Source organism: Alloscardovia omnicolens DSM 21503, from assembly GCF_000420505.1.
Lineage (GTDB): Bacteria > Actinomycetota > Actinomycetes > Actinomycetales > Bifidobacteriaceae > Alloscardovia > Alloscardovia omnicolens.
Genome location: NZ_ATVB01000014.1, coordinates 1 through 15,425, shown reverse-complemented (window position 1 = coordinate 15,425; position 15,425 = coordinate 1). Strand labels below are relative to the sequence as shown.

The following is a 15,425-nucleotide window of genomic DNA, read 5'->3' as shown; positions in this document are numbered from 1 at the left end:
GTAGATTGGCTGACTACTTGCGCAAGTGACAGACGATCACTGGCAGAAATGGCGTATACCGCCTCCTGTGCTCTACAAGTAGCCAGCTAATCTAAAGGTGTGTTTTAGTTCTTGTTGGTTACCTTGTAACCCTGCTGTTCACCGTGCTCAGCCAGAGCCTTAGCGTAAGCTGCCATAGCCTTCTCTAAAGTGGTGTCCTTAGAGTACGCCTTAGAAATCTGGTCGCCGAATGTGGTCTGCGCAAATGGGTTATATGGCAGGTACTGGAATTCTGTTACCTTGCGTTGAGCAGCCTGAGACAGAACTTCATTTACGTTCTGACCGCCAAAGAAGTCGTTCACCTTCTTATTAGCTTCTGCGCTTGGATCAACAAAGGACTTAGATTCCAAAATACGCTTAAGGCTTGGGAACGTACCGGTTGCAGCCATCGTGTCTGCGCCCTCGCCGTGAGTCAAGTACTCAACAAACTTGTATGCTGCAGCCTGCTGCTTGGACTGCTTAACGACAGCCAGTGCGGAACCGCCATCTTCTGCAGACACTTCGTCGCCTTCGTTCCACTGCGGCAGCTGAGCTACACGCCAGTTACCCGCCTGATCTGGAGCGCCGTTCATCAAGTTCACTGGCATCCACGCGCCGATCGTGAGGGATGCGAGGGTACCGTCGTTGAGAGAGCGGTTCCAGTCATCGGACCAGTTGGCAATTTTGGTATCAATCAGATCCTCATCGATCAACTTCTGCTGGAACTCAATGTACTTCTTCATGCCCGCATCTTTGGTCATATCGATGGTAATGTTTTCACCATCGACCTTCCAAGGATGCGCGCCTGCCTGCCATGTCTGAGCGGTAAACGGCTGATACTCCATCGAGGAGCCCGAGTTATTTGTAATGTACGAGCCTATCGCGCGAACCTTCTTCGCTGCCTCGTAGTAGTCGTCCCATGTCTTAATCTGAGAACCGTCGACACCCGCTTTATCAAAAACAGCCTTGTTATAGAAGAACACTTCTGGACCCGAATCAATCGGCAGAGCGTAAGACTTACCACCGTACTGAAGTTTGTTCCATGGACCGGCTGCGAAATCATTTTCGAGCTTGTTTGCACCAAACTCGTCTAGTGAAACCAAATCGCCAGTTACTGCAAATTGGGTAACTGTTGGGTCTTCGAGCATAACAACATCCGGAGCTCCGTTACCCGCTGCAACAGCATTTGTAAGAGCAGTCTGAGTGTCGGATGCAGTACCGGTGTTATTAAACTTCACCGTGATTCCTGGGTTTGCCTTCTCGAATTCGGCAATAAGATCCTTCATGGAGTTGCCCGAATCCCAGCCCCAGAAGACAAGCTCGGCCTTATTGGCATCGCCCTTAGATGACGCCTTATCGGAACTGCCTGAGTTGCTGCAGGCAGCAAGACCTGTGAGCACCGATACTGCAGCCACTGCTGCAAGAATCTTTTTCGAATGTCGCATTTTCGCTCCTTCCAACACTGCGCAGATGATTCAAGATGATTGTTGGCTCATCTGTGCGAGAACCGTCGTTGCGTTCTCATCGTGTTCTATGCAGTGTCTTTTCTCCAATTCGCAGGTGGTACATCTGTGTACCACTGCTTCTATGATACACCGGTGTTCCATAATGTCAAAAAGAGTTGTGATTTTGGGTTGCAAAATGGCTTAGTTCGACGCGTGTCGCGGGGTTTGTCGAGCTTTTTGGGGTTTGATTGTTCAGATAAAACAGCTCGCTCAGCGAAAGCGCGCGATAAAGTTTGCGCTCACTTCGTATCGAATGAATGTTCTGTACCGCTCTTCCCCAGCAACGAAACGCCTATACAGAAGAACATGTTTTCGTAAGGAGGAAACCTGCGGTTAGGCGAGAGCTTAGTCCCAGCATGCACACGCTGAGCGGAACGCACGGGTTGGCGCAAGGTATTGTTGTGAGTTCGCACACTCGTGACGATAGAATTATGAGCGTCAGACATACAAAACTTCAACAAAATATCATGAACGAATTAAATATTACTTCAGAATTTGGCTTAACCGAAGAACAGCTTGAAGACATGATCGCTAAGTACGAAAACGGTACATGGACTGGCGAGGTTACTGAACCTCGTCGCGGGCGACCATATGAATTTGATGAAGATCAGTTAAACGCGAGTTCTCAACTCCCTGAAACGAACTCTGACTAGGTTTGTTCTATATTAAAAGCAAATCGTAGGTGCGTTTCCACATCGGTTCACATGTTCGTTTAAGTTTGGTTTTCTGTGGTTATTGCAGGCACTATCGAAGTATGAAGACTTCGATACAGCAGCCAGAAATAATCGTACTCAAAGGCAATGATTCTAAGAAATACAATAAGCACTACGCAAAAATAATGCGCGGCGTAGTAATGAATACCGAGCGATTCAGCAAAGATAGTCCGGCCTGGGAAATTCGCGATGCAGTGAACCTCGCTAGGATTCATGCTGTTTATGCAACACGTACTGGTATTGAGTGTTTCACCCATGAATCGGCGATGCTCATACACGGCATACCAACTTGGGACAATACACCTGAGATCCGTGCAGTAAAAGGGAACGATCGCCATATCGTCGATTTAAAGGAAGTTGAAATCTGTAAGCACACTGTGGTTTCAAGAAAATTCTTGCCAAGCGCACTCATGCTAAGCAAAAAACATGTCCAGAATATTAACGGTCTTCCTGTGGAATCGCTTGTGCTTACGTCTTTGAGAATAGCCCTATCGCGGCCAGCTATCGATGCAATCGTAGCTGTCTCGGAAATACTACATGAAGTGACGTCATTCTCGCGGTTCCATCAAAAAGATTCTCGCATTGCCGAGAAGAAAGTAAAGGATACATTGCTCACATCGCTCAAGAATGTTAGGAGAAAATATCCCAGACTATTCAATTACAAGCGAGCTGAGCTAATCATTAACACTGCGGATGCGGGATGCGAAAATATCGCCGAAGCAGCATTACTACCATTTGTGTGTGCAACTTTCCCAAATCAGTACGTAACCCAGTACAAAATTCATGCACGGGGGAATGATTACTATGCAGATTTCGCTATACCAGGTTTAAACTTGCTCATCGAATTCGATGGAAAAGGAAAGATGGGCAGCAACGAGGACGAGTTTTTAGACGCAAGACAAGAATCTATAAAGAGGCAACAATTGTTGGAGATGTTAGGCTACTCCTTCATCAGGGTAACTTGGAAAGAATTGCTCTCCCCCAGGGAACTTATGCACCATCTTCTTTCAGTTGCAGTGATACAGCGAGAGAATTTCCGCGAAGAGTCTAGCGCATTAAGGACCCTTCTAGAATCTGAATCCGTCCTATAAGTATGAATCGTTTTCCGGCAGACTCATGCTCCGTATCTCTCAATCCCTATTTAGGGTTTGAGAGATACATCCAAAAGCGACTACTCAAAGGGGCTATTTCGATCCGCAACACTCAATCCCCAATTATAGATTGGGAGATACAGGCGAAATTCTTGTTCCAAGCCCCCATTTACACCCGTATTTCCCAATCGCTAGAAACCAATTGAGAGATACAGCCGTTTGAAAGAACTTGTGAACATTCACAATTTCTTTAATGCTCAATCCTTGGGAACCGTTTGAGCGATACTGCCGAATTGTCCTTTAATATTCACCCAACGCCACCTGTAACTCCCAATCTGCAGCCGGCGTTTGAGTGTTACGGCAAATTAGGTTCGGACTACGCATAGAAAAAGCATTAACTCTCACAACGTGGGAAGGAATTGGGCAACACCGCCCAACACAATCCATCAGAGCGAATGACGGGAGTCGAACCCGCCTCTAGAGCTTGGGAAGCTCTCGTTCTACCGATGAACTACATTCGCAATAGTGCTTCTTAAAGTGCACACGAAGCACGAGAGATAGTGTATCACCGCCCCACCCGAAACCCCACCCGACAAACAGTTACAGAACGCGCAGAACGTCACGCGAGCACGCCAAACGCGGCAACTTAGATAGAATAATCTCACAAGGCAAAGGAGCCCGCAATGAACATGAACACGAACACCAACAACACCACAACCAAAGCCCTCGCCACCTCGCGCATCCTGTGGCTGTTCGCCATCGGTCAGCTAGGCTGGTCTATTTTGTCGGGAATTATTAGCAACTGGCTGGTCTATTTTTATCAGCCAAGCCAAGACCTGCAAAACCAAGGGATGCCCATCTTCATTACGCAAGGCGCAATCGTTTTAGGGCTCACAACTATCGGCGCTATTACGGCCAGCGGTCGCCTTATCGACGCGTTTCTCGACCCGTGGATTGGCGGAAAATCAGACGCCTCGAAGAATCCGCGAGGCCGGCGCATGCCGTTTATGCAGTGGGCTGCCATCCCGTTCGGCGTAGTCACCACAGCCATCTTTATTATGCCGATAAACCACGAATCAGCGATTAATAATGCTACGCTGTTCACCCTCGTTCTGATCTTCTACTTCTGCATGACCTGCTACTGCACGCCATATAACGCGCTCATCCCGGAGCTGGGCAGCACGAAAGAACTGCGCATTAACGTCTCCACCTCGATTTCCACCACCTTCTTTATCGGTACGGCCGTAGCCTATCTCGTACCGAACATCGCGGGCGCCCTGCCGCAAGCGTGGGGCTTCGTTACGAATTTCCGCATAACCGTCGCAATCCTGAGCACAGTAGCTATCGTCTGCATGCTGATGCCGACCTTTACCATCGACGAGAAAACCTACGCAACGATGGAGCCGTCCACGATTGGCGTGTGGGAGAGCCTGAGCAAGACGTTTAAGAACCGTCAGTTCCAGATTTTTATCGCCTCGGATGTGCTCTATTGGATTGGCCTGACGATTTTCCAAACCGGTATGCCGTTCTACATCACCGAACTTATGGGCTTCGATGCTTCGATGACCTTCTTCCTGTTCGCCGGCATGACGGTCATCTCACTGCTCTTCTACCCCGCCGTGAACATCGCCGCCAAGCGAATCGGCAAGAAACCGCTTGTTTTCAGCGCTTTCATGATTTTTGTGCTCGGCTTCGTTCTCACTTCGCAAGCCGGTCAGTTCGGCATTCCGTCGATCGTATGGGCGGTGGTTATGGTCATTTTGGCGGCCGTACCGATGGCCATTTTGGGCATTTTGCCGCAGGCTGTGCTCGCCGACGTCGCGCAGGCCGATTCGATTGAGTCCAGCGAAAAGCGCGAGGGCATGTTCTATGCCGCGCGCACCTTTAGCATGAAGCTTGGCCAGTCCGTCGCCATGATTGTGTTTACTTCGGTTGCGCTCATCGGTTCTGCAGGTATGGGTTATCGCTTGACCGCGCTGATTGCGGCCGGCTTGTGCTTAGCAGGCGGCTTGATTTTTGCTACGTACGCAGAAAAGCGCGTACTTGAGCAGATTGGTCACGCTGACTGAAGCACAAACATGATGACCGTGAGCACCACAACCGCGGCAATCGTAAACCACGTAAGCCATGTCCACAATTTTGAATTGATATGAGAGCCCATCAGGCGCTTATCTGATGCAATCGAAACGAGGAAGATGAGCAAAACGGGCAGAAGAATGCCGTTAATCACCTGCGCGGCCATCATAATGCCAAAAAGGTTTACGTCCGGAATAATCACGATAACTGCAGAGAAAACGATAACTGCAGTAATAATGCCGCGGTAAGCAGGCGCCTCACCCCAACTGCGATCGGCTCCTCTCTCCCAGCCAAACGCCTCACAAATCGCGCTCGACGTCGTGCCTGGCAAGACGCAGGCCGCCAAAAACGATGCGCCCACGAGCCCAGCACCAAACAGAATCTGCGCGTAGTCACCGACTAAAGGAGCCAAAGCCATAGCAGCATCAGCAGCCTCGTTAACTTTAATATGCGCGGGCGCGAGTACCGCACCCGTAGTGAGAATAATAAACCAGCTGATGGCAGAAGCGATAACTGCACCGGAAATCGTGTCTACGCGCTGATAAAACAGGTCGGAGGAATGCAAGTTCTTCTCGACAACGTTGGACTGCGCAAGGAAAATCATCCACGGTGCAATCGTGGTACCTACATTCGCCACAAGCAGGCTCATATACGCAGACGAGGGTTCGAAAACGGGCACAGCTGTATAGAACGCGGCCTGCGACCAATTCGGATGCACCATAAAGCCAGCCACCACATAAGTGAGGAAGATGCAGCTAATAGCCAGCAGAATCTTCTCGATACGGCGGTAGGAGCCGCTCATGGTGAGCAGCCAAATAACCAGGGCCGCCACAGGAACCGACAAATAAGCTGGAATACCGAACAGACCCAAACCAGAGGCGATACCTGCGAATTCAGACAGCGTAACCGTGGTATTCGAAATAAGCAAAGCCAGCATGGCCAGCACGGACTTGCGCACGCCAAACTGTTCGCGAATAAGCGAGGCGAAGCCTTTACCGGTAACGCAGCCGACGCGGGCGGCGGTTTCTTGCGCCACAATCAGCAGGAAGCACATAATGGGCACGGTCCACAACTGCTTAAAACCAAACTGAGCGCCGGCCGTGGAATAGGTAGCCACGCCACCAGCGTCCGCACCTGCGAGCGCGGCAACCATGCCTGGACCTACGGCGAGGAGCAGTTTGCGCCAGGTGAAGTCTTCTGGTAACCACGATGTGCGGCCGGTATCGACCGCGCGATTCATGCGACTCTTCTGTACTCTCACTTACATCACCCCCAGCTGGAGGCCCAAGGCCACGCCAAACACCACCATAAATACTGCTGCGCACACGCCCATAGCCGTGTTGGACATTGCCCAACCGTTACTGTCTTTATTATGAGCATCACGACTTCGCAATCGCGCTAAATAGGCTGGCATACTGGCCAGCGAGACCACAATGGAGACTCCTGCAGCGCACATGCTGGCCAGCAAAGCCTCGCGCAGATGCTCCAAAGAACCAGCACCACCGCGCGCCATGAACCATCCACCCAATTCACCGCACATGGCGTAGAACAGCACGAAAGCTGCGGCGAAAGCAATGCCTAGGGCAATCATCTTTAAGCTAAAGCCGAGAGCGGAAGGAGCGTCCTCATCGTCAGCATCGTATTCCAAATAGATGCTGGTGGTGTACGAGAGCGCATCGTCAGTGATAATTAAGGCTACTGGAACGCTCAGGCTAGCGAGCAAGCCGGCAATCACAGCAGACGCAACACCACCCGACACCGAACCCGACACACGCGCAAACATCTCACACGCCGCCACAGTACACACGGCAGCCACCAAGGCGAACATAACTACCCATGTATTGCGGCGCAACATCCACATGAAGGCGCTGCGACCTTTATCGTGTTCGGTATCTGCCTGCGAAGCACCAGCAATCTGCAAGTCCTCGGCGTGCTCTTCTTCCAACACATCTAAAGCATCATCGACGGTTACGATGCCGAGCAGTTCTTTCTTTTCGTTTACTACTGGTATGGCGAGCAGATTGTACTTGGCAATGTTCAAAGCCACGTCTTCTTGATCATCATCAGGATGAGCCACAATCAAATCGCGCGTAGCTAAATCGCCCAACTTCACCTGCTCATCGCTAATAACCAGCAAGTCGATCGGCACTACGCCCCACAACTCGCCTTGCGCATCGTTGAGGTAGATATAGCGCACAGCTTCGAAGTCTTCGTCCAAGGTACGCAAATGCGCAATCGTTTCGGCAACCGTCGTATTCTTTGGCAACGCCACCACTTCGCTGGTCATAATACGACCAGCAGTTTCGTCGCGGTAACCGAGCAGTTGCCTAATAGCGTGCTGTTCCTTCACACCCATTAAACGCAGCAGTTTCTCTGCTTTATTGTAATCAAGTTCGCTCACGAGCTCGGCCGCATCGTCCGGATCCATGGCGCTCAGCAGTCGAGAAGCGTCCATCTCCGCCATACCGCCCATCAGCTCGACCGCCATATGGTCATCATCAAACTCGGCCATCGCATCCGCGCGCTGTTCATCATCTAACTGCGCAAAAACCTGACCGCGCAAACGCGGGTCGAGGCGTTCAATAATGTCTGCAATATCTGCCGGATGCATATCATCGAGCGTCTTATGCGTTACGCTCAACTGAACGTCCGAGAGGTTGCGGTCAACCAAATTCATGTAGCTCCAAGCAATCAAACGCTCTGGAAGTGGCTTGCCGAAAGCCGAGCTTACTTTCACAGCAATCGTCTCGCACAGCGGGGCGAAAGTGCGCAACAGTCCGCGCGCGCCCACGTCCGCACCGAGCAAGCGCAGCTGTGAGCTGGACGTATCTGACAACTTAAGATCGTTTACGCGCACGACGCGCATGCCTTGTGTATCAACGATTTGCTTGTTCAAAATATCGCGGGCGATCAAAACCTCGTCCGATTGCAAATAACTAAAACGAATATCCGTGGCGCTCACTTTGAGATGCACAACGTGCTCATCGTACGATTCAACGTATTTGCGCCAGCTAATCATAAATGGCGTCTTGCCTGGCCCCATAAATGCCAAGGATGTGACGCGTGGGAAAACTTCTTTTGTGGCGATTCCCAGATCCGATACGGTCCCGATCTTTTCACCGTTCACATCGAGAACTGGGTTTCCCACAAGTTGAGACAAATAAATCATAGTGCTCCTGCCACCTTCCGGTTGCCGCCCTCCGGTGCACAGGCGCTGGAGGGTCTTATCGAATTAACCTACACGGTCGAGGTTTCATACAAACCCTTCTCTTGAGATTGTTTGTTGAGAGATAATCGCTAAACATTCATACAGTAGGAGCGGGCACAGACATGTGTACACGCTCCTAAAACATTACTCCTACCGATTAGCTCTGCTGATAGTTCGGCGCTACCTGCTGCACGTTCTGACCGAGGTCGATCGCCATCTGCTCCAAACGAGCGATGCGCTGAGCGGTCGGCGGATGCGTCGAAAAGAGGCGGTTAATATCCTGAATCCTAAACGGGCTGGAAATCATCGACGCGGACACGTTCTGTGTACCTGCGGTCTGACGCATCGGCACCTGCTGAACAGAGCTTTCGATCTTAGCCAGCGCGGAAGCGAGCGCGAGCGGATCGCCGCTGAGCGCCGAACCGTCTTCGTCCGCATCGTATTCGCGCGTGCGCGAAATCGCCATCTGAATAAGCGAGGCGCCGATCGGAGCCAAAATCAAGGTGAGCAGGCCGCCAAGAGCGGAACCGGCATTGTCGCGGTCGTCGCGCGAGGAGCCGCCAAAGTAGCGCAGCGAGTAGGCCAGATATGTAATCACCATCGACATGGCCGAGGCAATCGAGGAGGTGAGGATGTCGCGGTTGTACACGTGCATGAGCTCGTGCGAGAGCACGCCGCGAATTTCGCGCTCGTCCAGCAAATTCAAAATACCCTGCGTGCAGCACACCGCGGCATGACGCTCATTGCGTCCGGTTGCGAAAGCGTTAGGCGACATAGTCGGAGCCACATAAATGCGCGGCATCGGCTTATTCGCGCGGCCGGCCAGTTCGCGCACAATCGCGTACAGCGCCGGCTGCTCCTGCTCGCTCACCTGCACCGCCTGCATGGAGGCGAGCGCGAGCTTGTCGGAGAACCAGTAGCTACCGAAGGTCATGGCCACGGCCAGCAGCACGTACATGCCGAGCGTGCCGCGCGATCCGCCGGTAAAGTACCAGACCAGAAAAATCAGCGCCCACATAAGCGAGAACAAAACGAGCGTTTTAAAGCCGTTCGCATGACCACGGATTCGCATTTTTACCTACTTTTCGCCGCGAGCCAGCGCACGCAGCTCGTTCTCGTCGATTACTTTAATATGTTCGCGCTCAACCTCGGCGCCGCGAGCGCGCTCGTACGCGTCCACACGCTGCCAGGCCGCGTAATCCAAAGGCTGCACGCCGCGCTCGGCCAGCAGATCCGCAATATCTGATTGTGGCTGAGCTGCTACGCGTCCCTTTGATTCGCTTGCTGACCAGTCGGTCAGGAGATTTTCCACGGTTTCGAGAGCATCTGACTTTGTGGAGCCAATCAGTCCCACAGGTCCGCGCTTGGCCCAACCCGTGGCGTACACGAAGTCGAGACCGTTAATGCGGCCGCCCTCGTTGTCGAGAGTGTAAGCGCGCTCATCGTATGGAATACCACTCACCTGAGCAGGCTTGTATCCAATAGCGTGATACACCGCCTCCACTGCTACATCGGTGAATTCTCCGCTACCGTTCATCGTGCCATCTGGAGTGGTTGTCGTTTTCTCCACGCGCACGCCCGCAACGCAGCCGGCATCGTTGGTGAGCACCTCTACTGGGTTGGTGTTGAAGTGCAGGTAGAAGCGGCGACGTGCTGGGTTGCCTTCAAAATCAACGTGTTCAGTCATCATCTTCAGGCTCATCTCGCGCACGGCAATCAGCTCATCGACCATCTGACGCGTTAACTTGTCTTCGCTGGCTGCCGCCATATGCGCTTCGGTCAAGGTTCCTGGAGCGAAATCGCTATCGAAAGTAACGATTTCTACGCCTGGCAGAGCCTCAAGCTCGCGCAGTTCCTGTACGGAAAACTTGGCGTGCGTTACGTCGCGGCGCACGAACACGTGCACATCCTCAGCCTTGTTCGCGTCCAAACCGTCGTACACGTTCTGCGGAATGTCGGTGTGTAGCAGGTCGTCCGGATAGCGCACGAGCAAGCGCGAAATATCCATCGCCACATTGCCGCCACCGAGAACCGCCACGTGAGAAGCAGACAAGTCCCAATCCGGCGAAGCGGTTGGATAGCCGTCGTACCACTCAACGAAACGGGCTGCGCCGAAAACGCCGCGCGCGTCTGCGCCCTGAATGGTCAGCGGGCGGTCATCTACCGCGCCGGTTGCGAAAATAACAGCATCGTAGCGAGAGCGAAGATCGTCGAGCTCAATATCACGACCGAACTCAACATCGGCCATCAAGCGAATCTGCGGATTGTTCAGCGTCTTTTCGAGCGCGCCAATAATGTACTTAATTGCCGGATGATCAGGAGCCACGCCGTAGCGCACCAAACCAAAGGGAACTGGAAGCTTTTCGAACAAATCAATCTGCGCGGTCGCGTCAGCGCCCAAACCGAGCTCATCGCGCTTAGCCGCCAACTGACGCAGCAAAATATCGGACACATACACGCCTGCTGGGCCAGCGCCCACAACAGCTACCTTAAAATCTCGCATAGTTTTGAATAATCCTTGAAGTTTTTGTGGTCTATGTTCTATGGTCTATGTTCTCAGAAAACCTCTAGGCACAAGGATATAGGAAAACGCGGGCGAAAGAAACAGTGTACACAAATACGCAAGTGGGGGGTAAACACCGTCGTAACACTGTTTACCCCACTGCTTTGTACTGTCGCTTAGCTTTTACCAGCCTTTACTGACCGTCTCCGAAGAACTGTTCGAATGGGTTCGTGAAGTTATCATCATCGCCACCATTGTTCTGGTTCTGGTTGTTACGGTTCTGGTTGTTCTGGCTGTTTCCGTTCGAATTCGAGGAAGCAGTGGAAGTTTCTTCCTTGTTCATCGTTGCAGTCAAATCCAAAGTCTTACCGTCGCGGATAACGGTGAGCGTAACCTTCTCGCCGAGCTGGGTAGCACGCACGTAACCGAGCAAAGCGGAGTTCGAAACAACCGTGTGCTTGTCGTACGCAACGATGGTATCGCCCTTCTGAATGCCGGCGGCCTCAGCAGCAGAGCCCTGAACGACGCTCTGTACCTGTGAACCGGAGCGGGTAACGCCGTCCGCGGTAGCTGTTGCAGACTTCACCGTTACGCCCAGCGATACGTGGGTTGCCTTACCGTTCTTAATAATGGCGCTGGAAACCCACTTGGCGAGGTTCGCTGGGATAGCGAAACCGATACCAATGGAGCCGGAGGAACCTTCGGACGAGCTGGAGCTGCCCGCGGTTGCAATCGAGGAGTTGATGCCCACAAGCTTGCCTTCCGCATTAAAGGTTGGGCCGCCCGAGTTACCGGAGTTGATGGACGCGTCAATCTGAATAGCGTTCGTAACCACAACGTTGCCACTGTTATCTTCGCTGGAAACCGAAACCGGGCGATCTACTGCTGAAACGATACCGGTGGTTGCTGTGTTCTCGTAACCGAGCGGGCTACCAATAGCCATTACGGATTCACCCACAGCCAGCTTGTCGGAATCGGCGAAGCTTACTGGCGTTAAGTCGCTTGGCGCGTTTTCGAGCTGAATAACCGCCAAATCGGTGGTTGGATCGGTGCCCACAACCTTTGCCTTGTACATGCTGCCGTCCGAGAGCGTTACCTGCAAGTCGCTCGCGCCGGAGACCACGTGATTATTCGTAATAATATGGCCGTCCTTATCGAGGATAGCGCCAGAACCGATGACCGTTCCGTTCTGCACTGTTCCCTGGATAGAGACCACGGAGGACGCTACTTTCTTAGCCACTGCTGTCCAGTTGACGTTCGATGCGCTCGAGCTGGCCGTACCTGTGCCGCCCGTAGAGCTTTCAATAGAGCTGAGCGTTGACTGCGCAGGGATAGAGATGATGCCCGTACGGATTCCCGCGAAACCGAGACCAGCCACGAGCAGCGCGGCCACTGCAGCCGCACCCGCTGCTGCCCAGATAGTGGTGGCGCGGTTCTTCTTTATAAGCGTTGACACGGTTTCCGCGTTCGCTGCCACACCCGACGCGGTAACACTTGCCTGCGTTCCGTATGCGTTCGCTGGATCTGCAAAAGCGTTGCGATTCTTGGCCTGAGCCGTGTTCATAGCAGCAGCTGATGTGTCTGGAGCTGTGTAGGATGGTCCGCCTGGAGCTGCCGAGCCTTGCTGGGCTGGGGTTGGCTGGGTTGATGTTTGTGGTTGGGCCGTATACGCTGCCTGAGTCTGTGCAGATTGAATTGGCTGGGTTGGCTGCGTTCCGTAAGCCGCTGCGGTGTACTGTGGAACGCCCTGCTGAGCATACTGATTCTGAGCGTACTGGTTCTGCACTGGATAAGTCGGCACAGCTGGCGTCGTTGGCGTCGTTGGAACGGATGGCATCGGCGTTGTGCTATATGTCGCGTTATATGGATTCTGTGTATTCTGTGTATTACCCTGCGCGGGAGTCGTTGGATAAGACTGAATTAATCCTGTGTATTCCTCTTCACCCTCTGGTTGTTGCATATTTTCGTTTGTCATTAATTCTCCTTCAGCAACTAAAACGTCACGTAGGCGTTCTTCATTTCCTGAGTACTAGAAAAACCCACTAATCTGAGAATAACCTGAAAACTAGCTATAAACTATCAAATTCTTTTATCCATACATTATGTGAACACCTCGGTTTTGATGTTTGGTGCTGTTGTGGATCATGTCGGGTACGGATGCGTAATGTCTCGCAGATGCGTGAACCGGGAATGACATGGATCAATCACGATGCACGCGCGGTTTTCGACTAAAAACCGCTGATTTTAGTGTGTGAAACGGTACTGGCTATAGCCAATCACTTTTCACGTACACTTCACGGTCACTTCAAGAGACCCCCCAGCTAGCGCTCGTGCCAGCCATGCAATACAGTAGAACGCATGACAGATGTAGAAAAAGAGCTCAACGCGACCCCGCAAGCGGAAGCCACCCCACTAGCGGAAGCAACGCAAGCGGAAGCCCCAACCCCAGAAACAACCCCACGCAAAAAACGCAAGCGCAAGCGTAAGAAAAAGAAGAGCATCCCGCACTTCAATTACGTCCAGGTTCAAACGAAGGCACCAGAAGGCACAATCTTCCCGAAGCCAAAGTTCGCTCCGAAGGGCGCAGCTCCAGGGCAGCCCGGCGATCGCAGTGCCTTCAGTTTTGAGATTCACACACGTTTGGACGGCAAGCACGGCCGCACGGGTATGATTCACACGCCGCATGGCGATATTCAGACGCCGTGCTTTGTGCCGGTGGCAACGCAGGCGACGATGAAGGCGGTTACGCGCGAGCAGATGGAGACGAACGGCGCGCAGGTTATGCTCGCCAATGCTTTCCACTTGTACGAGCGTCCGGGCGAAGCTGTGATGGACGCGGCGGGCGGTCTTAACGAGTTTATGAACTGGGCTAAGCCTACGTTTACCGATTCGGGCGGTTTCCAGGTTATGAGTTTGGGCGCCGGTTTTAAGAAGACCCTCGCCATGGATATTGAGGGCATGAAGAGCGACGACGTTATCGCTGAGGGCAAGGAGCGTTTGGCGTTTGTGGACGAAGATGGCGTCAGCTTTAAGTCTCCGCTTAACGGCGGTATGCACCGCTTCTCTGCTGAGATTTCCATGCGCGTTCAGCATAATATTGGCGCCGATATTATGTTCGCTTTCGACGAACTGACCACACTCATGAACACGCGCCGTTACCAGGAGGAGTCTGTTGAGCGCACTTTCCGTTGGGCGAAGCGCTGCGTGACCGAGCATCAGCGTTTAACGCAGGAGAGGCTGGGTAAGCCGTATCAGGCGCTGTTTGGCGTGGTTCAAGGTGCGAACTACGAAGACCTGCGCCGCAAGGCCGCTTCTCAGATTGGCTCGCTCGATTTTGATGGCTTCGGCATTGGTGGCGCTATCGAAAAGCGCATTTTGGGCGAAACCTGCGCTTGGATTTGCGATGAACTGCCAGAAAATAAGCCTCGTCACGTGCTTGGCATTGCCGCGGTGGACGATATTTTTGCGGGCGTAGAGAACGGTGGCGATACTTTTGATTGTGTGGCTCCAGCTCGCACCGCGCGTAACGGCGCTGTGTTTACGAAGGACGGCCGCTGGAATATTAAGCGCGCCGCTTTTAAGTTCGATTTCTCGCCGATTGAGGACGGCTGCGACTGCTACACGTGCCGCAACTATACGCGCGCGTATGTGAATCATCTGTTGCGCGCGGGAGAGATGACCGGCGCGACGCTTACCACGATTCACAACGAACGCTTCTTTATTCGTTTGCTCGACGATATTCGCGCGTCTATTGATGGCGGATATTTTGCTGATTTTAAAGATCAGTATTTAGCTCGTTTCTACGCGAACGGCTCGCGAGGTTAACGAAAGTTTGCACAACAGGAGCAACTTATGCTACTGTTGTGTTGTTTGCGCACGTGGCGGAATGGTAGACGCGCTGGCTTCAGGTGCCAGTGACCGCTAAGGTCGTGGGGGTTCAACTCCCCCCGTGCGCACGGATGTCATGTGTCAAGACATCGTTCCGGTGTTTTGGCACATTTTGTTTTGTTTTTGCGTTGGTATGTGTCAAGATATCGTTCCGTTTTTGTCTGTGATGGTGGTTGCTGGTAGGAGTTTTTGATAGTTTTTTGTTTCGTCTAGTTCGAAATATCCAATGATTTGGTGAATCTGTCTATCCAGCGCGATGACATGGTTGCCATGAATCAGGAGAATAACGGGACAATTCTTACGTTTTTTACTCAACCCTAAATGCAGTATTCGTCCTTTATATCGAAGAGTGACTCGTCCATACGCGTCCACGCGATCATAGCGGACTCGATACGACACATGGTCGATATCGATACGTGCACT

10 protein-coding genes and 2 tRNA genes are annotated in these 15,425 nt (G+C 52.4%); 5 read left to right on the top strand and 7 right to left on the bottom strand.

Going from position 1 to position 15,425, the window contains the following annotated elements; genetic code table 11:
- Positions 1-104 precede the first annotated feature (104 nt).
- Positions 105-1,463: an ABC transporter substrate-binding protein gene (locus G464_RS0106250; RefSeq protein WP_022857167.1), complete on the bottom strand. Its 1,359-nt coding sequence runs from the start codon at positions 1,461-1,463 to the stop codon at positions 105-107.
- Between the two features lie 527 nt (positions 1,464-1,990).
- Here G464_RS0106250 and G464_RS10065 point away from each other — a divergent pair.
- A complete protein-coding gene (locus tag G464_RS10065; protein WP_143739582.1) occupies positions 1,991-2,176 on the top strand; it encodes a hypothetical protein in 186 nt (61 codons plus the stop codon).
- Between the two features lie 101 nt (positions 2,177-2,277).
- Positions 2,278-3,327, top strand: a complete 1,050-nt coding sequence (locus G464_RS0106240; RefSeq protein WP_022857165.1) for a hypothetical protein — start codon at positions 2,278-2,280, stop codon at positions 3,325-3,327.
- Positions 3,328-3,777: 450 nt separating this feature from the next.
- On the opposite strand, the gene G464_RS0106235 is transcribed toward G464_RS0106240, so the two are convergent.
- Positions 3,778-3,848 (bottom strand) — tRNA-Gly (locus G464_RS0106235).
- 162 nt (positions 3,849-4,010) lie between these two features.
- On the opposite strand from G464_RS0106235, the gene G464_RS0106230 reads away from it, so the two are divergent.
- Entirely contained in the window at positions 4,011-5,396 is a 1,386-nt protein-coding gene (locus G464_RS0106230; RefSeq protein WP_022857164.1) for an MFS transporter, read from the top strand.
- Here G464_RS0106230 and G464_RS0106225 read toward each other — a convergent pair.
- The 5 genes from G464_RS0106225 to G464_RS0106205 all read right to left on the bottom strand — a co-directional run bounded on the left by G464_RS0106225 (position 5,384) and on the right by G464_RS0106205 (position 13,089).
- Complete coding sequence (locus G464_RS0106225; RefSeq protein ID WP_026472665.1) at positions 5,384-6,664, bottom strand: Nramp family divalent metal transporter; 1,281 nt, start codon at positions 6,662-6,664, stop codon at positions 5,384-5,386. The two genes, G464_RS0106230 and G464_RS0106225, sit on opposite strands and share 13 nt — an antisense overlap.
- A complete protein-coding gene (locus tag G464_RS0106220) occupies positions 6,665-8,572 on the bottom strand; it encodes a magnesium transporter (protein ID WP_022857162.1) in 1,908 nt (635 codons plus the stop codon).
- 196 nt (positions 8,573-8,768) lie between these two features.
- Entirely contained in the window at positions 8,769-9,683 is a 915-nt protein-coding gene (gene htpX / locus G464_RS0106215) for a zinc metalloprotease HtpX (protein ID WP_022857161.1), read from the bottom strand.
- A gap of 6 nt (positions 9,684-9,689) precedes the next feature.
- Positions 9,690-11,114 (bottom strand): FAD-dependent oxidoreductase, encoded by a 1,425-nt coding sequence (locus G464_RS0106210; RefSeq protein WP_022857160.1) that lies wholly within the window; start codon positions 11,112-11,114, stop codon positions 9,690-9,692.
- A gap of 193 nt (positions 11,115-11,307) precedes the next feature.
- Positions 11,308-13,089, bottom strand: coding sequence for a S1C family serine protease (locus G464_RS0106205; protein WP_022857159.1), 1,782 nt, complete (start codon positions 13,087-13,089; stop codon positions 11,308-11,310).
- A 383-nt stretch (positions 13,090-13,472) separates the two neighbouring features.
- Between G464_RS0106205 and tgt the strand changes: the two genes are divergently transcribed.
- Complete coding sequence (gene tgt, locus G464_RS0106200; protein ID WP_022857158.1) at positions 13,473-14,939, top strand: tRNA guanosine(34) transglycosylase Tgt; 1,467 nt, start codon at positions 13,473-13,475, stop codon at positions 14,937-14,939.
- Between the two features lie 47 nt (positions 14,940-14,986).
- Positions 14,987-15,070: transfer RNA gene (locus G464_RS0106195), tRNA-Leu, on the top strand.
- Positions 15,071-15,425 lie beyond the last annotated feature (355 nt).